Annotated in this window: 20 protein-coding genes and 1 pseudogene; 14 read left to right on the forward strand and 7 right to left on the reverse strand. The window is 71.4% G+C overall.

All coding sequences use genetic code 11. The features are described 5' to 3' along the window. Positions 1-23: 23 nt before the first annotated feature. The 3 genes from IE206_RS12305 to IE206_RS12315 form a co-directional block, all read right to left on the reverse strand. Positions 24-1,727, reverse strand: coding sequence for an amidohydrolase (locus tag IE206_RS12305; RefSeq protein ID WP_189962145.1), 1,704 nt, complete (start codon positions 1,725-1,727; stop codon positions 24-26). 132 nt (positions 1,728-1,859) lie between these two features. Further along, complete coding sequence (locus IE206_RS12310; protein WP_226598738.1) at positions 1,860-2,231, reverse strand: VOC family protein; 372 nt, start codon at positions 2,229-2,231, stop codon at positions 1,860-1,862. Between the two features lie 99 nt (positions 2,232-2,330). Beyond that, the gene (locus IE206_RS12315) at positions 2,331-3,245 is read right to left on the reverse strand and encodes a LysR family transcriptional regulator (RefSeq protein WP_189962147.1); all 915 of its coding nucleotides are present in this window, start codon (positions 3,243-3,245) and stop codon (positions 2,331-2,333) included. Positions 3,246-3,353: 108 nt separating this feature from the next. Between IE206_RS12315 and IE206_RS12320 the strand changes: the two genes are divergently transcribed. The 8 genes from IE206_RS12320 to IE206_RS12355 all read left to right on the forward strand — a co-directional run bounded on the left by IE206_RS12320 (position 3,354) and on the right by IE206_RS12355 (position 11,182). Continuing rightward, positions 3,354-4,196 (forward strand): oxidoreductase, encoded by an 843-nt coding sequence (locus IE206_RS12320; RefSeq protein WP_189962148.1) that lies wholly within the window; start codon positions 3,354-3,356, stop codon positions 4,194-4,196. Between the two features lie 177 nt (positions 4,197-4,373). Then, complete coding sequence (locus tag IE206_RS12325) at positions 4,374-5,045, forward strand: HEAT repeat domain-containing protein (RefSeq protein WP_189962149.1); 672 nt, start codon at positions 4,374-4,376, stop codon at positions 5,043-5,045. A 3-nt stretch (positions 5,046-5,048) separates the two neighbouring features. Further along, positions 5,049-6,047, forward strand: a complete 999-nt coding sequence (locus tag IE206_RS12330) for a MerR family transcriptional regulator (protein ID WP_189962150.1) — start codon at positions 5,049-5,051, stop codon at positions 6,045-6,047. Between the two features lie 236 nt (positions 6,048-6,283). Continuing rightward, positions 6,284-7,315 carry an N-acetyl-gamma-glutamyl-phosphate reductase gene (argC, locus tag IE206_RS12335; RefSeq protein ID WP_189962151.1) on the forward strand — a complete coding sequence of 344 codons (1,032 nt, stop codon included), beginning with the start codon at positions 6,284-6,286 and terminating at the stop codon, positions 7,313-7,315. Then, entirely contained in the window at positions 7,312-8,469 is a 1,158-nt protein-coding gene (argJ, locus tag IE206_RS12340; RefSeq protein WP_189962152.1) for a bifunctional glutamate N-acetyltransferase/amino-acid acetyltransferase ArgJ, read from the forward strand. The genes argC and argJ overlap by 4 nt, the downstream gene beginning before the upstream one ends. A 49-nt stretch (positions 8,470-8,518) precedes the next feature. Next, positions 8,519-9,439, forward strand: a complete 921-nt coding sequence (argB, locus tag IE206_RS12345; RefSeq protein ID WP_189962153.1) for an acetylglutamate kinase — start codon at positions 8,519-8,521, stop codon at positions 9,437-9,439. 35 nt (positions 9,440-9,474) lie between these two features. Then, complete coding sequence (locus tag IE206_RS12350) at positions 9,475-10,632, forward strand: acetylornithine transaminase (protein ID WP_229853189.1); 1,158 nt, start codon at positions 9,475-9,477, stop codon at positions 10,630-10,632. Between the two features lie 7 nt (positions 10,633-10,639). Next, positions 10,640-11,182 carry an arginine repressor gene (locus IE206_RS12355; RefSeq protein ID WP_053723584.1) on the forward strand — a complete coding sequence of 181 codons (543 nt, stop codon included), beginning with the start codon at positions 10,640-10,642 and terminating at the stop codon, positions 11,180-11,182. A gap of 32 nt (positions 11,183-11,214) precedes the next feature. Here IE206_RS12355 and IE206_RS12360 read toward each other — a convergent pair whose 3' ends face one another. Then, positions 11,215-11,907, reverse strand: coding sequence for a L,D-transpeptidase family protein (locus IE206_RS12360; protein ID WP_189962155.1), 693 nt, complete (start codon positions 11,905-11,907; stop codon positions 11,215-11,217). A 16-nt stretch (positions 11,908-11,923) separates the two neighbouring features. Then, positions 11,924-12,247 (reverse strand): annotated as a pseudogene (locus IE206_RS12365) (hypothetical protein); the annotation flags it as partial. A gap of 247 nt (positions 12,248-12,494) precedes the next feature. On the opposite strand from IE206_RS12365, the gene argH reads away from it, so the two are divergent. The 3 genes from argH to IE206_RS12380 all read left to right on the forward strand — a co-directional run bounded on the left by argH (position 12,495) and on the right by IE206_RS12380 (position 16,076). After that, a complete protein-coding gene (gene argH / locus IE206_RS12370; protein WP_189962156.1) occupies positions 12,495-13,922 on the forward strand; it encodes an argininosuccinate lyase in 1,428 nt (475 codons plus the stop codon). 70 nt (positions 13,923-13,992) lie between these two features. After that, a complete protein-coding gene (locus IE206_RS12375; RefSeq protein WP_189962157.1) occupies positions 13,993-14,544 on the forward strand; it encodes a TetR/AcrR family transcriptional regulator in 552 nt (183 codons plus the stop codon). A 38-nt stretch (positions 14,545-14,582) separates the two neighbouring features. Further along, the gene (locus IE206_RS12380; protein ID WP_189962329.1) at positions 14,583-16,076 is read left to right on the forward strand and encodes an MFS transporter; all 1,494 of its coding nucleotides are present in this window, start codon (positions 14,583-14,585) and stop codon (positions 16,074-16,076) included. A gap of 201 nt (positions 16,077-16,277) precedes the next feature. On the opposite strand, the gene IE206_RS12385 is transcribed toward IE206_RS12380, so the two are convergent. Then, entirely contained in the window at positions 16,278-16,907 is a 630-nt protein-coding gene (locus IE206_RS12385; RefSeq protein WP_226598834.1) for a lysophospholipid acyltransferase family protein, read from the reverse strand. A gap of 308 nt (positions 16,908-17,215) precedes the next feature. Here IE206_RS12385 and IE206_RS12390 point away from each other — a divergent pair, with 308 nt between their 5' ends. From IE206_RS12390 to IE206_RS12400, 3 genes are all read left to right on the forward strand, one after another. Next, positions 17,216-18,376 carry a glycerophosphodiester phosphodiesterase gene (locus IE206_RS12390; RefSeq protein WP_189962158.1) on the forward strand — a complete coding sequence of 387 codons (1,161 nt, stop codon included), beginning with the start codon at positions 17,216-17,218 and terminating at the stop codon, positions 18,374-18,376. An 83-nt stretch (positions 18,377-18,459) separates the two neighbouring features. Beyond that, positions 18,460-18,954, forward strand: coding sequence for a sigma-70 RNA polymerase sigma factor region 4 domain-containing protein (locus IE206_RS12395; protein ID WP_189962159.1), 495 nt, complete (start codon positions 18,460-18,462; stop codon positions 18,952-18,954). A 36-nt stretch (positions 18,955-18,990) separates the two neighbouring features. Next, positions 18,991-19,494 (forward strand): GNAT family N-acetyltransferase, encoded by a 504-nt coding sequence (locus IE206_RS12400; RefSeq protein ID WP_189962160.1) that lies wholly within the window; start codon positions 18,991-18,993, stop codon positions 19,492-19,494. Here the strand turns inward: IE206_RS12400 and IE206_RS12405 are convergent. Beyond that, the gene (locus IE206_RS12405; protein ID WP_189962161.1) at positions 19,491-19,907 is read right to left on the reverse strand and encodes a hypothetical protein; all 417 of its coding nucleotides are present in this window, start codon (positions 19,905-19,907) and stop codon (positions 19,491-19,493) included. The genes IE206_RS12400 and IE206_RS12405 overlap by 4 nt on opposite strands. Position 19,908: the final 1 nt, after the last annotated feature.

Consider the following 19,908-nt stretch of genomic DNA (forward strand, 5'->3'; position numbering starts at 1 on the left):
GATGATCATGAGCCCGGAATGCGTCAATCGCTCAGGGTGTCGTGCACGATCCGGCCGTCCATGACAGTGAGCACGACGGGCATGGACGGGATGTCGTGCGGGTCGGCGCCGAGCAGGTCCCCGCCCAGTACACACAGGTCGGCGACCTTGCCCGGCTCCAGGGAGCCCTTCCAGCCGTCGGCGAAGTCCTGCCAGGCCGCGTCGATCGTGTACGTACGGATCGCCTCGGCCAGCCCGATGCGCTGCTCGGGGCCGCTGACCCGGCCGGCCGCCTTCGACTCGCGCAGCACCATGGTGGCGACGCCCTGGCGCCAGTCCGGATACGTGACGGGGGCGTCGGACCCGCTCGCGACCCGTACGCCCGCGTCGATCGCGTCGCGGTAGGGCCACGCGTACGCGGCCCGCCCGGCGCCGACGAACTCCTCCTCCATGTCGGCTACGGTCCACTTGATGGTGGGGTTCATGTTGACGCCGAACCCGTGCGCGGCAAGGACCTTCATGCTGTGCGCGGTGAGGAAGTCGCCGTGGATGACGTAGTGGCGGGCGTCGGGCCGCGGGTGCTCGGCCACGGCCGCGGCGAAGGCGTCCGCGACGGTGTCGCAGGCGCGGTCGCCGGTGACGTGGACGCCCAGCTGGTGCCCGGCGGCGTGGGCCTGTCCGATCATGGCCTGGATCTCGGCGATCCGCTCGGCGTCGTTCTCGCCGCCGACACACAGCGAGCCGCAGCCGCCGCCGACGTACGGCTCGTGCATCCAGGCGGTCTTGTTGGGGACGATGCCGTCGGCGAAGATCTTGACCCCGTGGATCGCGAGCCGGCGCGGATCGGCGTCGCCGCACTCGTCCAGCCCGGTGAGCGTACGGGCGAACTCTTCGGCGGTGCTCGCCATTCCGGTGGGCAGGAGCAACACGCCTATGCGGGCGGTGAGTTCGTCGTCGGCGAGGAGGCGGCGGTACACGTCGAGGGTCTCGGCGCCGAGCGCGCCCCGCATGATGCCGTCGCCGCCGGGGCCGAGGCCGGGCTCGGTGTAGCTGGTCACGCCGAGCCGGGCGAGCGTGGCGAGGGTCGAGCGGACGGCGTCGGTCCGCTCCTGCCGGCCGAGCGGCGGCAGCGCGTTCTGGACCAGGGCCTGGGCCCCTTCGTGGAGCAGCCCGGTCGGCTCCCCGGCCGCGTCCACGACGATGGCCCCGCCGGGCGGCGCGACGGCGTGCCGGTCGATCCCGATGAGCTCCAGCGCCTTGGAATTGACCCAAGTGGCGTGCCCGGAGAAGGAGTACAGGACGACGGGGTGGTCCGGGCTCACGGCGTCGAGGTCGTGTCGCGAGGGCTGCCGCGACGGATCGGCCACGCACTCCTCCAGGTAACCGGTGTCCCAGCCGTGCCCCGTCACCCACTGCCCGTCCGGCACCCGCCCGACGGCCTCCGCCACCGCCGACGCCACGTCAGCCAGGGACGACACGGCGGGATGGCCGACGTCGAGCGAGAGCGGCGGCGTCGCCATCCCGAAGGCGCAGCCGTGCAGATGGGAATCGTTGATCCCGGGCAGCAGCGTCGCCCCGTCAAGGTCGACGACGCGGGTGCCGGGGCCGACGAGCGGCTCGACGTCGTCCCGCCCGCCGACGGCCGTGATGACGCCGCCGGTCACCGCCAGGGCCGAGGCGACCGAGAACTCCGCGTCGACCGTGACCACGTGCCCGCCGACCAACACCAGATCCGCATACGCGTCCACAGAGGATCCCTTCCAGAACCGGGCGCCCCCATGGCGACCCGCGAACGATCTCCGTGGACTATGGCCGGGCCGCCACCCCGCGCACATCGGTCGTTCCACCGATACGGGTGCCCGCGGTGGCCCGTCGGCGGCTCACGGCGGTCCGGGCCGCGCCCCGAGCGGGCCCGGACTCCGCGTCAGGACCCGCCCAGGACGCAACTCGTGGCCCTCGGGCGTCGCCACGCACGTCCACGAGACGTCGCCCCGGCCGAGGTCCACGTCGGTGGCGCCGAGGGCCCGCAGCCGGGCCACCTCCGCCTCCTGATCGCCGCCCGGGTACGGCAGCAGGTCGACATGGACGCGGTCCGGCACGGTGTGCCCGTCGCGCGCGGGCGGGTCCGGCCAGACGAAGCCGCCGCCGGGTTCGACGCTGGTCACGCCGGGTGCCTCGCTGGAAAGGCCCCGGCCGAGCGCTTGCGCCCGGAACCGGCCGACCGCCGTGTCATCAACGGCCTTGATGTTCACCTGAACAGGTCGCAGTGCCCTGCCGGCGACCCTGTGCACCGCGCAGTGGCATCCGCACCCCGGTTGTGACCGACCGGCCGCGCCGTGCGGTGGCCCGGTTCAGGAGGCGCTCGCTCCCACCTTTGCCGCTGCGGCCAGGTAGGCCAGGACCAGGGGCCGCGCGTCGTCCCGGCGGGCGGCGACCGCCAGTCGGGACGGGGAGATGCCCCGGACCGGCACGGCGATCACCTCGTCGCGGACGACCAGCGGGGCGTTGCCCGTGGCGAGCAGTGCCACGCCCTGGCCGTTGGCGACCGCCTCGTACGTCTCCTCGGCGCTGCCCACCACCCCGCCGATCCGCGGCGCGACACCGTCCCGGGCGTCCAGGGCCAGCCAGTGGTCGCGCAGCGGCCCGGCCTCGGAAGGGAGGGCGAGGATCGGCTCGTCCAGGAGGTCGGCGAAGTCGACCGCGCCCTCGTCGTCTGCCGCGGCCCGAGCGGCCAGGGGGTGCCCCTGCGGCAGTGCGACAAGGCGTGGCTCCTGGGCCACCACCGCGTACCGGTAGCGGTCGCCGTCCGGCAGCGGCAGCCACACGAAGGCGACATCGCTGGACCGGTCCGCCAGCCCGGCGCTTGGATCGGCCCAGTTGACCTGCCGCAGGACGGGCCGTGCGTGTGGATACCCGGAGATCAGCCGGGCGCGCAGGGCGGGCAGAAGCCCGCGGCCCGGGCTGGTGGACATGCCGATCACCAGGGTGTGCAGCTCGGCGGCCCGCGCCTCCTCCACCGCCGCCTCGGCGGCCTCCCACGCGGCAAGGATGCCGAGGGCGTGCGGCAGCAGGGCTTTCCCTGCCGCGGTCAGCCGCACCGCCCGCCGGTCCCGGTCGAACAGCCGCACCCCGACCTGCTTCTCCAGCATCCGTATCTGCTTGCTGAGCGCGGGCTGGGAGACGAAGAGCCGCTCGGCCGCCCGGGTGAAGTTCAGCTCTTCGGCGACCGCGGCGAAGTAGCGCAGATCGCGTCCATGGACGTCCATAACCCATGGCTATCACGACAGGTCTTGGACGTGATCCCGGATCCGGATGAAGGATGGGATCCGTCGACGGGCCCGTCCCGTACGGCAGTTGACCAAGGAGATGAAGAGATGACCGAGAACGGCAAGGTCTGGCTGGTCACGGGTGCGAGCAGCGGTTTCGGGCGGGCCATCGCCGAGGCCGCGGTCGCCGCGGGTGACACGGTGATCGGCACGGCCCGGCGGCCCGAGGCGCTGGCCGACCTGGTCGCCGCGCACCCCGACCGGGTGGAGGCGATCGTCCTGGACGTCACCGACGGCGGGCGGATCGACGCGGTGGCCGCCGACGTCCTGGCCCGCTACGGCCGGGTGGACGTGCTGGTGAACAATGCCGGGCGTACGCAGGTCGGGGCGTTCGAGGAGACCACGGACCGGGAGCTGCGCGATCTGTTCGAGCTGCATGTCTTCGGCCCGGCGCGGCTGACCCGGGCGCTGCTTCCGCAGATGCGGGAGCGGGGCAGCGGATCGATCGTGAACATGAGCAGCTTCGGCGGCCAGCTGTCCTTCGCCGGGTTCTCCGCGTACAGCGCGACCAAGGCGGCGCTCGAGCAGTTGTCGGAGGGGCTCGCCGACGAAGTGGCGCCGTTCGGCATCAAGGTGCTGATCGTGGAGCCCGGCGCGTTCCGCACCAACCTGTTCGGCAAGGGCGCGGCCCACCTCTCCCAGGAGCATCCGGCATACGCGGAGAAGGTCGGCGCCACCCGCAAAGCGGTGCAGGGCGGCGACGGCACCCAGCCCGGGGACCCGGCGAAGGCGGCGGCGGCGATCCGGCTTGCCCTGGACGCCGAGAACACCCCGCTGCGGCTCGCCCTCGGCAGCGACGCGGTGGACTCCCTCGTCGGGCACCTGGACTCGGTGCGGGCCGAGCTCGCCGCGTGGGAGAAGGTCTCGCGAGGAACGGACTTCGACCGATGACACCCCCGCCCGAGCCCTCAGCCGCATCCGAAGCGCGTGGACGGCCCTGGGGATCCACCGTGCAGTGAGTCGTGGACGGATGCGCCGAGAGCCGATGGACCGGCCCTTGCGCGCAGGGCCGCGTTTGACCTTGACACGGTGACAAGCCCTTCACTGCGTGCCAAGGAGGTGGTCTCGATGATGATCACGAGGCAGGACACGAATGCGGCCCGGGTGCTCCAAGGGCTGGAGGACGGCCGTCCGTCCGTGCGGCTGCGAGCCGCACTGGCGGTCGGCACGACGCCCGACCCGCGCTTCGTCGACGAGCTCGTCGAGCGATGCGCGGTCGAGCCCGAGTTCCTCGTCCGCGACATGCTGACCTGGGCCCTCACGCGCCACCCGGTGGCTGTGACCCTGCCCGCGCTGATCCGCGAAGTCCGCTCGGAGGGTGCGCAGGCTCGGAGCCAGGCGCTGCACACGCTGTCCAAGATCGGGGACCGGCGGGCGTGGCCGGCGATCACGCGGACGCTGTTGTCCGACGCCGACGACGAGGTCGCCCGGAGTGCCTGGCGGGCCGCGGTCATACTCGTACCGGAAGGCGAGGAGGCCACGCTGGCCGCGGTGTTGGCGACGCAGCTCGGGCGCGGTGAGCGGGAGACGCAGCTGAGTCTCAGCCGGGCACTGGTCGCGCTGGGGGATGTGATCGCGCCGGCTCTGCTCGCTGCGACGACGGCCCCCGACCCGCGCGTGCGCGCGCACGCACGCGCCACACGGCGGCTGCTGTGCGACCCGGACGCCGGATTCGAGTTCGCGATCGAGGAGGCGAAGCGGGTCGTGGCTCTCGGCGGGGGCGGCCAGGAGGGACGATGAGGCGTGTTGATCGGTGAGGTGGCGCGGCGGTCCGGGGTCAGTGCCCGCATGCTCCGGCATTACGAGTCGCTCGGTCTGGTGCGGCCCTCGGGCCGTACCGGCTCCGGCTACCGGGAGTACTCCGAGCAGGACATCCGGCGGATCTTCCACATCGAGAGCCTGCGGTCGCTGGGTCTGTCGCTGCGCGAGATCGGACGCGCGCTCGACGACCCCCACTTCACGCCCTCGGCGCTCGTCGACGACCTCATCGGCCGGACACGCGAACGCATCGCCGCCGAGTCCGAGCTGCTCACGCGGCTGTGCCGGATCGATGCCGCCGGCCCCGCCGGCTGGGAGGACGTCCTCCAAGTCGTCGCACTCCTCCAGGCCCTGGGGTCGAAGAGCGCCGACGTGCGCCAGCGCGCGGCCCTTTCCTCGGCCGACGAGGTGCCGGTGGACGCCCTGGTCGAGGCGGCACTGAACGAGACGGACCCGAACGTCGCCGGGGCCCTTCGATGGGCGCTGGCGCGATCGGGCGACGACGGCCCGGCCCTGCTGGCCCGAGGCCTCGGCTCACCAGTGCCCGCGGTGCGCGAACGCGCCGTTCGGTCCCTCGCCGAGATGCCCGAAGGAGAGGCCGGCCCGCACCTGCGCGATGCCCTCGCGAACTCCGACGCCGTGGTCCGCGGGTACGCGGCTCTGGCGCTCGGCACGCGTGGGGCGGCCGACGCGGTCCCGACGCTCATCGACATGATCGTCGAAGGCAGGAACGACACCGACGCCGCCGACGCACTGAGCATCCTGGCGAGCGACACCACGACGGCCGACCGGATCGCGACCGGGCTCGTCGACCGCATCGCCCGCGACACCACGCGAGCACCCGCACGCGGACGGCTGACCCAGGCACTCGCGGGCATCCCGGGCACCCGAGCCTCCCGCGCCCTCCTGGAGCTGTCGCACGACACGGACCGTGCCGTAGCGCTGACTGCGACGTACCTTCTTCACCTGCGCGACGCCCGGTGACGATCACCCCCCTCCGATGCGGTGGCCCGTCCTCTCCGCCGGAGCGTTCGGGGCTGCCGGATGATCACGCGCCGACGGCGGCGGCCGGGGCGCTGCCGGGGGCGAAGCCGGAGGCCATAAACCGGAGGGCATAAGGGGCAGCTCGGCCGCTCGGTCACGCTGCGATCCCCGGCGCCCCGAGTCATTGCATAAAACTGCATCACTGCGTATAGTCATGCCATCACCGAGGAGGAACGATGGCGGCGGTACGTGCGGCAGTGGCAGGGGCCAGTGGGTATGCGGGCGGGGAGCTTCTGCGCCTGCTGCTCGGGCATCCTGGGGTCGAGATCGGGGCACTGACCGCGAACTCCAACGCCGGGCAGCTGCTCGGTTCGCTTCAGCCGCATCTTGTTCCGCTGGCCGGGCGCACGCTTGAGCCGACCACCACCGAGGTGCTCGCCGGGCACGATGTCGTCTTTCTGGCGCTGCCGCACGGGCAGTCCGCGGCCGTGGCCGAGCAGCTCGGGCCGGACGTCCTCGTCGTCGACATGGGGGCCGACTTCCGGCTCCGGAACGCCGCCGACTGGGAGAAGTTCTACGGCTCGGCGCACGCCGGGTCCTGGCCCTACGGGCTGCCCGAACTGCCGGGCGCGCGGGCGGCGTTGGAGTCGACGCGGCGGATCGCCGTGCCGGGCTGCTACCCGACCGCCGTCTCCCTCGCGCTGTTCCCGGCGTACCAGAACGGCCTCGTGGAGCGCGACGCCGTGATCGTCGCCGCCACCGGCACCTCCGGCGCGGGCAAGGCGCTCAAGCCGCACCTGCTCGGCAGCGAGGTGATGGGCTCGATGTCCCCGTACGGGGTCGGCGGCGGCCACCGGCACACCCCCGAGATGATCCAGAACCTGAGCGCCGTGGCGGGCCAGGACGTCACCGTGTCCTTCACGCCCACCCTCGCGCCCATGTCCCGCGGCATCCTCGCCACCTGTTCCGCCAAGGCGAAGGACGGCGTCACCGCGGAGAGCGTACGGGCCGCGTACGAGAAGGCCTTCGCGGACGAGCCGTTCGTGCACCTGCTCCCCGCGGGGCAGTGGCCGGCCACCGCCTCCGTGTACGGATCCAACTCCGTTCAGGTGCAGGTGGCGTACGACGAGAGCGCCGGGCGGGTCATCGCCATCAGTGCCATCGACAATCTCACGAAGGGCACCGCCGGCGGCGCGGTGCAGAGCATGAACATCGCCCTCGGGCTCGACGAGTCGACGGGCCTTTCCACGATTGGAGTTGCGCCGTGAGCGTGACCGCAGCGCAGGGATTCACGGCGGCGGGCATCGCCGCCGGGATCAAGCAGAACGGCAACCCGGACCTGGCCCTCGTGGTCAACACCGGGCCCCGCCGCGCCGCCGCGGGCGTCTTCACCTCCAACCGCGTCAAGGCCGCCCCGGTCCTGTGGTCCGAGCAGGTTCTCAAGGGCGGCGAGGTGAGCGCCGTGATTCTCAACTCCGGTGGCGCCAACGCCTGCACGGGCCCCAAGGGCTTCCAGGACACCCACGCCACGGCCGAGAAGGTCGCCGAGGTACTCGACGGGCACAGCGCGGGCGAGGTCGCCGTCGCGTCCACCGGGCTCATCGGCGTGCTGCTCCCGATGGACAAGCTCCTGCCCGGCATCGAGCGGGCGGCCGCCGAACTCTCCCCGCACGGCGGCGAGAAGGCCGCCATCGCCATCAAGACCACCGACACCGTGCACAAGACCAGCGTGGTCACCAAGGACGGCTGGACCGTCGGCGGCATGGCCAAGGGCGCGGGCATGCTCGCACCCGGGCTCGCCACCATGCTCGTCGTACTCACCACCGACGCCGACCTCGACGCCGCCACCCTCGACAAGGCGCTGCGCGACGCGACGCGGCAGACCTTCGACCGGGTCGACTCCGACGGCTGTATGTCCACCAACGACACCGTGCTGCTGCTCGCCTCCGGTGCTTCTGAACTCGTCCCGGAATACGGGGACTTCGCCGAGGCCGTGCGGACCGTCTGCGACGATCTCGCACGCCAGCTCATCGGGGACGCCGAGGGCGCCTCCAAGGACATCCGCATCGAGGTCGTCAACGCCGCGAGCGAGGACGACGCCGTCGAGGTCGGGCGGTCCATCGCGCGGAACAACCTGCTCAAGTGCGCCATCCACGGCGAGGACCCCAACTGGGGCCGGGTGCTCTCCGCGATCGGCACCACGAAGGCCGCCTTCGACCCCGACCGGCTGAACGTCGCCATCAACGGCGTCTGGGTCTGCAAGAACGGCTCGGTCGGCGAGGACCGCGACCTCGTCGACATGCGCTACCGGGAGGTCAGGATCACCGCCGACCTCGCGGCCGGCGCGGCCGAGCCCGTCGTCATCTGGGCCAACGACCTCACCGCCGACTACGTCCACGAGAACAGCGCGTACAGCTCATGAGCGCCCACCCGTCTCCCACCACCACCCTTCCAAGGAATGGGCTGCGCCCATGAGTACCCGTAAACACACCGCACTGCCCAAGGCGCAGACCCTCATCGAGGCGCTGCCCTGGCTGACCCGTCACCACGGCAAGACCGTCGTGATCAAGTTCGGCGGCAACGCCATGGTCGACGAGGAACTGAAGGCCGCCTTCGCGCAGGACGTGGTGTTCCTGCGGCAGTCCGGCCTCAAGCCCGTCGTCGTGCACGGCGGCGGACCGCAGATCAGCGCCCAGCTCGACAAGCAGGGCCTGGTCAGCGAGTTCAAGGCGGGCCTCAGGGTCACCACGCCCGAGGCCATGGACGTCGTCCGGATGGTGCTCGCCGGGCAGGTGCAGCGCGAGCTCGTCGGGCTGCTCAACCAGCACGGGCCGCTCGCCGTCGGCATGACCGGCGAGGACGCCCACACCATCACCGCCACCCAGCACCGCCCCGAGATCGACGGCGAACTGGTCGACATCGGACGGGTCGGCCAGATCACCGCGATCGACCCGGGCGCCATCCAGGCGCTCCTGGACGACGGCCGGATCCCGGTCATCTCCTCGATCGCCCGCTCCCAGGACGACGGACATGTCTACAACGTCAATGCTGATACGGCGGCTGCGGCACTCGCTGCTGCGCTGGGCGCCGAGACCCTGATGGTCCTCACCGATGTCGAGGGCCTGTACGAGGACTGGCCCAACAGCGACGACGTCATCAGCAAACTGACGGCCAGTCAGCTGGAGAAGCTGCTTCCCGAGCTCTCCAGCGGCATGGTCCCCAAGATGGAGGGCTGCCTGTTCGCGGTGCGCAACGGGGTCAACACCGCGCGCGTGATCGACGGACGGGTCCAGCACTCCATCCTGCTGGAGATCTTCACCGACGAAGGCATCGGCACCATGGTCGTGCCCGACGGACAGGACGTAACGCACACACAAGGGGGAGTGCGGTGACCAACCAGGAGCTCGCACAGCGCTGGCAGCACGTCATGGCGGACAACTACGGCACGCCGAAGCTCTCGCTGGTACGCGGCGCGGGCGCGACGGTGTGGGACGCGGACGGCACCGCGTACGCCGACTTCGTGGGCGGCATCGCGGTCAACGCGCTCGGCCACGCCCACCCGGCCGTCGTGCAGGCCGTGACCCAGCAGATCGCCTCGCTCGGCCACGTCTCGAACCTGTTCGTGGCGGAGCCGCCAGTGGCGCTCGCCGAACGCCTCATCCAGCTCTTCGGCCGGCCCGGCCGCGTGTACTTCTGCAATTCGGGTGCCGAGGCCAACGAAGCCGCGTTCAAGATCGGCCGCCTTACCGGACGCACCCACATGGTCGCCACCCACGGCGGCTTCCACGGCCGGACCATGGGCGCGCTCGCGCTCACCGGCCAGCCCGGCAAGCAGGAGCCGTTCCGGCCGCTTCCCGGCGATGTCACCCACGTACCGTACGGAGACGTCGAGGCGCTGCGGGCGGCCGTCACCGAGGAGACCGCCCTCGTCGTCATCGAGCCCATCCAGGGCGAGAACGGCGTGGTCGTGCCGCCGGCCGGCTACCTCAAGGCCGCACGGGAGATCACCCGCGCCACCGGAACGCTGCTCGTCCTGGACGAGGTGCAGACCGGCATCGGGCGGACCGGCAGCTGGTTCGAGTACCAGCGGCACGAGGGCGTCGACCCGGACATCGTGACGCTGGCCAAGGGCCTCGGCGGCGGCCTGCCCATCGGCGCGACGGTCGCCTTCGGCGCCGCGGCCGAGCTGCTCAAGCCCGGGATGCACGGCACCACGTTCGGCGGGAACCCGGTCGCCTGCGCCGCCGGACTCGCCGTCATCGACACGCTGGCGGCCGACGGGGCGCTCGACCGGGTCAAGCGGACCGGCGAGAAGCTGCACGCTGGAATCGAGGCGCTGGGGCACCCGTTGGTCTCCCATGTCCGTGGTGCGGGGCTGCTGCTGGGTATCGTGCTCAACGAGCCCCTCGCGCCTCAGGTGCAGCAGGCGGCTCAGGATGCCGGCTTCCTGGTCAACGCGCCCGCCCCCGATGTCGTACGGCTCATGCCGCCGCTGATCATCGGTGACGCGGAGGCGGACGCGTTCCTCCAGGCCCTGCCCGGCGTTCTCGACACAGTCAACGGGGACGGACGATCCGGAGAATGAGACGACGATGACCGACGAGGCGCAGGACTTCGAGCCGGGCGGCCCCGCCGTACCGCAGACCCGCACCGCCCGCCACCGCCGGATCGTGGACATCCTCAACCGGCAGCCGGTGCGGTCCCAGAGCCAGCTCGCCAAGCTCCTCGCGGACGACGGGCTGAGCGTCACCCAGGCGACGCTCTCCCGCGACCTCGACGAGCTCGGCGCGGTGAAGATCCGCAATACCGGCGGCGAGCTGATCTACGCGGTGCCCAGCGAGGGCGGCTTCCGCACGCCGAAGGCGCCGCTCGGCGAGTCGGCGAAGGAGGAGCGGATGCGCAGGCTCTCCGCGGAACTCCTCATCTCCGCCGAGGCCTCCGCCAACCTGGTCGTGCTGCGCACCCCGCCCGGTGCCGCCCAGTTCCTCGCCTCGGCCATCGACCAGGCCGAACTGCACGACATCCTCGGCACGATCGCGGGCGACGACACGCTCATGCTGATCAGCCGCGACCCCTCGGGCGGCCAGGCCCTCGCGGACCATCTGCTGCGGCTCGCCCAGAACGACCACCGCTGAGGGGACCCAACTGCCGCGTGCGGCAAGCAGGTTCAGTACCGGGTGATCGCGGTCGGCCCGCTCGTCGTGCCGATCGCGATGTGCGGGCGCCGCAGGGGATGCACCCACATCAGCACCCGGTCCATCGCCTCGGCGGACACCGACACACAACCGGCCGTCGCGCCGCGCCCGTTGACGTGCAGGAAGATCCCGGCGCCCCGGCCGCGCACCGGCCGCCCGTAGTTGAAGCCGATGACGAGCGCCCGGGCGTACTGGCTCGCGTACGCCGTCAGATGCTCCGACTCGCCCGCCCGGCAGTCCCGGGGCAGGCCCTCCACCCAGCGGTTGTACCTGCGGGACTCGTTGTCCTGGCACCACCAGGACTGATCTGTCGCGCGCCGGTAGGGGTAGTGGATGCCGTGCGGCGCGGGCGCGACCCCGAAGGCGTACGGCAGCGTGAACAGGCCGGTCGGTGTGGTGTCGGTGCCCTGGACGCGCGATTCGCCCTCGGCCAGGCCCTTCGCGCCGAACCTGGCGGGCGCCGAGCCCGCCGCCACCCAGCGCCCGCCCCGCCGGTCCCACCAGGTGAGCGTGCCCGTGGTGGCCCCGGGGGAGGGCGCCTCGGCGGTGATCAGCTGGCTTCCGCCACCGGTGTACGCCATCCGCCCGGGCAGCGGCTGCCCGGGGTGCGCGGGCACGGCGAGCGGGACGAGCAGGGACGCGAGGAGCAGGGCAGCGATGCGCATGCTCCGGACCGTATGCTCAGCCGCCGCGCCCGGCCGCCCGAACCGGCGCGGGTTGCTCCGTACGCGCGATCCGGGTGACGCGTCGGACTGCGCGCCCCGGCAGCGGAAGCGGCAGCCCCGGCAGGCCGTCGACGCTGGTCGCGATGTGGTCCTTCTTCTCGAAGTACGCGCTCAGGCTGTCGTCGTCCTCGCGCGCGAACCGCTTGGCGTGCAGGTCGCGGTCCTCGTCGTACGTCATGTTCGGCACCGCGCATCCGCAGGTGTCGCCGAAGACCGGCTCGCCCCTGCCGTGCACGCGAAGGATCCCGGAAGGTCCTGAGGCGTCCGTCCATGCGTTCGTAGGTCCTGCCCACGGGCCGGATTGTCCGCCGCCAAGAGCGGGGGCGGCAGGGCATTTCAGCCCGTGGGATGCGGATGGGCCATGCAGTGCGTTGACAGAACATACGGAGCACTGCATAGTTATGCCTATCACCGAGATCGCCGCCAGGCGCGACTTCATGTGAGCGTGACCCGTTATACGGCCGCCTCCCCGTTCCTCCGCGGCGGGGAGGCGGTGGCACATCCATCCCTTCTGAGGAGCTTGAGCTGTGAGCAGCAACAACGGTGACGTCCGGCTCTGGGGCGCCCGGTTCGCCGACGGTCCCGCCGAGGCGCTGGCGAACCTGTCCGCGTCGGTCCACTTCGACTGGCGGCTCGCCCCGTACGACCTGGCGGGCTCGCGCGCGCATGCCCGAGTGCTCCACAAGGCGGGCCTGCTCACCGCCGACGAGCTCCAGCGGATGATCGCCGGCCTGGACCAGCTCGAAGCCGACGTCGCCGACGGCTCCTTCGTCGGCACCATCGCCGACGAGGACTGCCACACCGCCCTGGAGCGCGGTCTCCTGGAGCGCCTCGGCCCCGACCTCGGCGGCAAACTGCGCGCCGGCCGGTCCCGCAACGACCAGATCGCCACGCTCTTCCGGATGTACCTGCGCGACCACGCCCGCATCATCGGCGGCCTGATCGCCGAGCTCCAGGACGCCCTGGTCGGCCTCGCCGAGGCGCACGCGGACGTCGCCATGCCCGGCCGTACGCACCTCCAGCACGCCCAGCCCGTCCTCTTCGCCCACCACATGCTCGCCCACGTCCAGTCGCTGTCCCGGGACGCCGAGCGGCTGCGCCAGTGGGACACCCGTACGGCTGTATCGCCCTACGGATCGGGAGCGTTGGCCGGCTCCTCGCTCGGCCTCGACCCGGAGGCGGTCGCCGCCGACCTCGGCTTCGAGCGCGGCTCGGTGGGCAACTCCATCGACGGCACGGCCTCGCGGGACTTCGTCGCCGAGTTCGCCTTCATCACCGCGATGATCGGCGTGAACCTGTCGCGGATCGCGGAGGAGATCATCATCTGGAACACGAAGGAGTTCTCCTTCGTGACCCTGCACGACGCCTTCTCGACCGGCTCGTCGATCATGCCGCAGAAGAAGAACCCGGACATCGCCGAGCTGGCGCGCGGCAAGTCGGGCCGCCTCATCGGCAACCTCACGGGCCTGATGGCCACGCTGAAGGCGCTGCCGCTCGCGTACAACCGGGACCTCCAGGAGGACAAGGAGCCGGTCTTCGACTCCTGCGACCAGCTGGAGGTGCTGCTGCCCGCCTTCACCGGGATGATGGCCACGCTCACCGTCAACCGGGAGCGGATGGAGGAGCTCGCCCCGGCAGGCTTCTCGCTCGCCACCGACATCGCCGAGTGGCTGGTCAAGCAGGGTGTGCCGTTCCGGGTCGCGCACGAGGTCGCGGGCGGGTGCGTCAAGGAGTGCGAGGCGCACGGGATCGAGCTCGACCAGCTCACGGACGAGCAGTTCGCCAAGATCTCCGAGCACCTCGGGCCCGAGGTGCGTACGGTCCTCGACGTCAAGGGCGCGCTCGCCTCCCGCAACGGCCGCGGCGGTACGGCCCCCTCGGCGGTGGCCGCTCAACTCGCCGAGGTCAAGGCCGACTTGACCGTCCAGCACGACTGGGCGAACGCGAAGAAGTAGGTCCGTCGGGGGCGGCTGAATCGACAGCCCGAGTGAGACGTTTGTGTCTCACTCGGGCTATGGTTGTCTCATGACCGTGGATCGAGACCAGGTGCTCCGCACCGCCGCCGCCCTCCTCACCCGTAAAGCCACCGCCACCATGGACGAGGTGGCGCGCGCGGCCGGAATCGGCCGGGCCACCCTCCATCGCCACTTCGCCGGACGGGAAGCCCTGGTCAGAGCCCTCGAAGAGCTCGGCATCCGGGAGCTGGAGGGCGCCCTGGACAAGGCCCGGCTCGACGAGGGCGACGCCTCGGATGCGCTGCGTCGCATGGTCGCCGAGGTCGAGCCCGTCGCGGGCCTCCTCGCCTTCCTCGTCACCGAGAACCAGCTCTTCGAGGGCGAGCAGATGAACGCGGGCTGGGCCCGCATCGACGCCCGCGTCTCCGTACTCTTCAAGCGCGGCCAGGAGCGGGGCGAGTTCCGCATCGACCTCACCCCGGCCTGGCTCACCGAGGCCCTGTACGGGCTGATCGGCGCGGGCGCCTGGGCCGTGCAGGACGGCCGGGTCGCCGCCAAGGACTTCCAGTACATGATCGCCGAGTTGCTGCTCGGCGGCGTACGGCGGAGCGTGGAGAAGTGACCGCAACCGAACCGCGGGAGCACCACGCCGTCGGCCGGATGGGCCGCTGGCTCGCGCTCGCGGTGCTCGTCCTCGCCGTGCTGCTCGTGGCCGTCGACGCCACCGTGCTCGGCCTCGCCACGCCCTTCCTCAGCGAGGACCTCAAACCGTCCGGCACCCAGCTGCTGTGGATCGGCGACGTCTACTCGTTCATCATCGCCGGACTGCTCGTCTCGATGGGCAGCCTCGGCGACCGGATCGGCCGCAAGAAACTGCTGCTCCTGGGCGCCGTGGCGTTCGGTGCGGTGTCCGTGCTCAACGCGTACGCATCGAGCCCGGAGATGATGATCCTGGCGCGGGCGCTGCTCGGCGTCGCGGGCGCGACCCTGATGCCGTCCACGCTCGCCCTGATCCGCAACATCTTCCACGACCCCCGGGAGCGCAGCCTCGCCGTGGGCATCTGGGGCGCCGCCGCCTCCGCGGGCGCGGCGGTCGGCCCGGTCGTCGGCGGGTTCCTCCTGGAGAACTTCTGGTGGGGCTCGGTCTTCCTCATCAACCTGCCGGTGATGGCCGTCCTGGTCCTGGTCGGCATCAAGCTGCTCCCCGAGTCGCGCGACCCGAATCCCGGTCCCTGGGACCTCATCAGCGTCGGGCTCTCGATGGTCGGCATGGTCGCCGTGGTGTACGCGGTGAAGGAGGCCGCGGTCAACGGGTTCCGCTGGGACATCGCGGTGTCGGCCGTGCTCGGCATCGCGGCCCTCGTCTGGTTCGTACGCCGTCAGCGCACCCTGGATTCGCCGCTCCTGGACATCCGGCTCTTCCACCACCGGGGGTTCTCCGGGGCCGTACTGGCCGACCTGCTGACCATCCTCGGCCTGTCGGGGCTGGTGTTCTTCCTCTCCCAGTTCCTCCAGCTGGTCCAGGGGCGCTCGCCGTTGGAGGCCGGGCTCATCGAACTGCCCGCCGCCGTCGGCGCGGTGGGTGCGGGGCTCGCGGCCGGCACGATCGCCCGGCGGGCCTCCGTGCGCAGCGCGGTCTCCGGCGGCCTCACGGCGGTCGCCCTGGCGCTGGCCGCCTGTGTGGCGCTCGGCGCGGACACGCGGGTGGTGTCCCTGGGCATCGCCCTGTTCGTGGGCGGGCTCGGCGCGGGCCTCGCCTTCACGGTGACGGCCGACGTCATCCTCTCCAGCGTCCCCAAGGAGCAGGCGGGCGCGGCATCGGCGGTCTCCGAGACCGCGTACGAACTCGGTGCGGCTCTCGGGATCGCGCTGCTGGGTTCGGTGGTGACCGGCATCTACCGGGGCTTCGAGACCCCGCCGGGCGTCCCCGCGGACGTCGCCACCCAGGCCCACGACTCGCTCGGCGGCGCGGTGGAAGCGGCGGTACACCTCCCACCCGCACAGGCGTCGGCGATGCTGTCCGCGGCGCGGGACGCGTTCACGTCCGGCTTCCAGACGGCTGCGGCGGTGGGTTCGGTGGTCCTGTTCGCCACGGCGATCGCAGCGTGGTTCCTTCTGCGCGGCCAGAAACTCGCCGACGGAATCGAACACTGAGCCTGCCGGGTGCTGCTGGGGGTGCGTCCTGACCCCCCTGATCCAGCAGGGGGCGGGCAGAGCATCTTGCCGAGGGGCGCTCTCCAACTCGCCCGAACCCACCGGGGCGTGGGGCCGCCCCTGGCGGGGCCGGCCCCCAACTCCCCGTAAGGTCAAGGGAGTTCAGGGGGCACCCTGAGGTTCAGCCCCCGGAAAGCGGGGCTAGGCCGCCTTGGCCTTGGTGGCGTACATGTCTACGTACTCCTGCCCGGACAGCCGCATGACCTCCGCCATCACCGAGTCCGTCACCGCCCGCAGCACGTACCGGTCTCGGTCCATGCCCTCGTAGCGGGAGAACTCCATCGGCTCGCCGAAGCGGACCGTCACCTTGCCGGGACGCGGCATGCCCGCACCGCCCGGCTGGAGCTTGTCCGTGCCGACCACCGCGAAGGGCACGACGGGCGCGCCCGTCATCAGGGTGAGCCGTGCGACGCCCGTGCGGCCCCGGTACAGGCGGCCGTCGGGGGAGCGGGTGCCCTCCGGGTAGATGCCGAACATCTGCCCGGACTCCAGGACGCGGCGGCCCGTCATCAGCGCGGCCACACCGCCGTTGGCGCCGTCCCGGTCGACCGGGATCATGCCGACGCCGGTGAAGAACCAGGCCATGAGGCGGCCCTTGAACCCCTTGCCCGTGACGTACTCGTCCTTGCCGATGAAGGACACCTGCCGGTCGCACACGATGGGCAGCACGATCGAGTCGATGAACGTCACGTGGTTGCCGGCGAGGATCACTGGACCGGTGCCCGGGATGTTCTCGGCGCCTTCCACCTGTGGGCGGAACATCAGGCGCATGATCGGTCCGAGCACTGCCTTGATGAGCGCGAAGCGGGACAACGGGCCCTCCGGAGTCGTCTGGGTGGGGGTGGGATGTCTGTGCAGGTGAGGACGATACTCGCGGGCCGCCGCTGATCGCACATCGGGTTCACGAAGTGGATACGCACTGTTGACATGTGTTTGCGCCAGGTTCGGCCCGCCTTCGTCCCCGTGTACCCCCAAAGCATCCCGCTTTTCAGCTCGGTCCGCCTACGCTCGTCTCCTCGCTTTGACAGGTGCGGGACATATGCACAACACCAGTGGGAACAGACGACCGAGGAGTGTTCATGACTGACGGCGAGCGGATGAGCCCCGGACGGCGCACCGTGCTCGGGGCGGCGGGCGCGGCCGTCCTCGGCACCGCGGCCACCGGGCTCGCGGGGGCGCCGGCTTCGGCCGCCCAGCGCCACGGCGGCGGCCCGGCCGCCTACCGAGACCTGCCCGTTCCGTACGTCATCGGACACCGCGGCACCGCCGGTTACCGGCCCGAGCACACGCTCGGCTCCTACCAGCACGCCCTCGACCTCGGTGCCCATGTCATCGAGCAGGACCTGGTGCCCACCAAGGACGGCCACCTGGTGTGCCGCCACGAGAACGACATCTCGGCCACGACGAACGTCTCCGACCACCCCGAGTTCGCGTCCCGCAGGACGACCAAGACCGTCGACGGCACAGCCATCACCGGCTGGTTCACGGAGGACTTCACGCTCGCCGAGCTGAAGACCCTGCGCGCCAAGGAGCGCATACCGGGCAACCGCCAGCACAACACCCTGTACGACGGCCGCTGGGACGTGCCCACCTTCGAAGAGGTCCTGCGCTGGGCGCAGGAGCAGGGCCGCCGCCTCGGCCGCCGGATCTGGCTGCACTCCGAGACCAAGCACCCCACCTACTTCCGCGGCATCGGACTGCCCCTGGAGGACCGGGTCGCCGCCCTCCTGCGCCGCTACGGCCGCCACCGCGCCGACTCCCCGCAGTTCCTCGAATCCTTCGAGCCCAGCAGCATCCAGCGCCTGGCGAAGCTGGTCGGCACGCCTTCGGTGGTGCTGCTCTCCAACGCGGGCACCAAGCCCTGGGACTTCGTGGTCAGCGGCGACCCCCGCACCGTCGACGACCTGGTCGAGCCCGCCGGCCTGAAGTGGATCGCCTCGTACGCCCAGGGCATCGGCCCCACCCTGGACCTGATCATCCCCAAGGACGCGTCGGGCCGGCTGACCAAGCCCACCAGCCTCGTCCACGACGCTCACGCGCAGGGGCTGATCCTGCACCCGTACACGATGCGCAACGAGAACACCTTCCTGCCCGCCGACTTCCGGCGCGGCACCGACCCCAACGCCTACGGGGACGCTTTCGGGGCATTCAAGACGTACTTCGCGACCGGTATCGACGCGGTGTTCTCCGACAACGCGGACACCGCGCTGCTCGCCGCCGCCGACTTCCGCAAGCGCTGACGTTCCAACCCTCTTCACCCACGTACGAGTGAGAAGTGCCCGCCGCGGAAACCGGCTTCCGCGGCGGGTGCGTCCCGCCCGGCATGGATCTCGTCACAGAGCTCAGCCCGCTCGTCGCCGCCGAGGCCGCGGCCGAGGCGCCCGGCACCGGGATGGATGCCGCCGACCTCGAACAGGCCGTCTGGCTAAGGCTGTTGGAGCAGCACCCGGCGGACCCGGTGCACTGGGTCCGCACCGCCGTACGGGCCGAGGCGCGCCGCGCCCGCCGGCTGCGGCGCCAGGAACGGCCGTACGGCAGCGCCCCCGCCGCCGACCCGGACCCCGGGCCCGAACTCGCCGCCATCACCGCCGAGCGGCGCCGCATCCTGCACGCGGCGATCGGCCGCACTCCGGGCAACTGCCCCCGTCTGCTGGCCGCGCTGCTCTCGCCCGAGGACCCCACCTACCGGGAAATCGCAGGGGAGTTGGATATCTCACAGGGCAGCCTGGGGCCGATGCGTTCCCGTTGCCTGGGATGCCTGCGCAGAATGCTGGCGGCGGAGGTTGCCGCTCCTGAACTCGGGGGAAAGGAGCGGTAGACAACCGGGGACCAGTTGAGCGAGAGGCATGCACACATGGGCATGAGCGTGACCATCTCTGCGGCCGGCGCACAGGATGCCGAGCAGATACTGAAGCTGCAGTACCTCTGCTACCAGAGCGAGGCCGAGCTCTACGGCGACTACTCGATCGAACCCCTCACCCAGACCCTCGAAGGCCTTCGGGCCGAACTCTCCACGGGATACGCCCTGGTGGCGCGGCTCGGCGACGAGGTCGTCGCCTCGGTGCGGGGTTCTGTCGACGAGTCCGGCACCGGTCGCATCGACAAGCTGATCGTTCATCCCCGGATGCAGGGGCACGGGCTCGGCGGGCGCCTTCTCAACGCCATCGAGGCCCACTTCGCGGCTGAGTTCGCAGCGAAGCGGTTCCGGTTGTTCACCGGTCATCGCAGCGAGTCGAATCTGCGGCTGTACCTTCGGCACGGGTACGCGGCTGTCGGCAGGGAGCAGGTCAGCGCGCGGCTTTCCCTCATCACCCTTGAGAAGGATGCGGCGGCCCAGGAGTTCGCCGCGAGCGCCTAGCGCTTGGCGCGCCTCAGCCACAGCATCCCGAGGACCGGCAGGATCACCGGGATGAAGAGGTAGCCCATTCCGTAGTCCGACCACACCGTCGCGTCCGGGAAGGCCGAGGCGTCCGCCAGGGTCCAGGTGCCGACGATCAGGACGAAGAGGAGCTCCGCCGCGCAGCACACCAGCGCTGCCCGGCGGGCCTTCTCGCCGCCGCGCACCAGCGAGTACGTGATGAAGCCGTACACGCAGGCCGCGATCGCGGACAGGACGTACGCCAGGGGTGCCTTGCCGAAGTCCAGGACCGTCTGGACGATCGAGCGGGACGCGGCGGCCACGGTGAACACCCCGTAGAACCAGACAAGCACCCGGCCGGGCCCGGAGCCGAGCTTGTGGTCGGGCGTGGTGTCAGTGGCGGACTCGGTCACG

The organism is Streptomyces violascens (genome assembly GCF_014649955.1).
GTDB classification, from domain to species: domain Bacteria; phylum Actinomycetota; class Actinomycetes; order Streptomycetales; family Streptomycetaceae; genus Streptomyces; species Streptomyces violascens.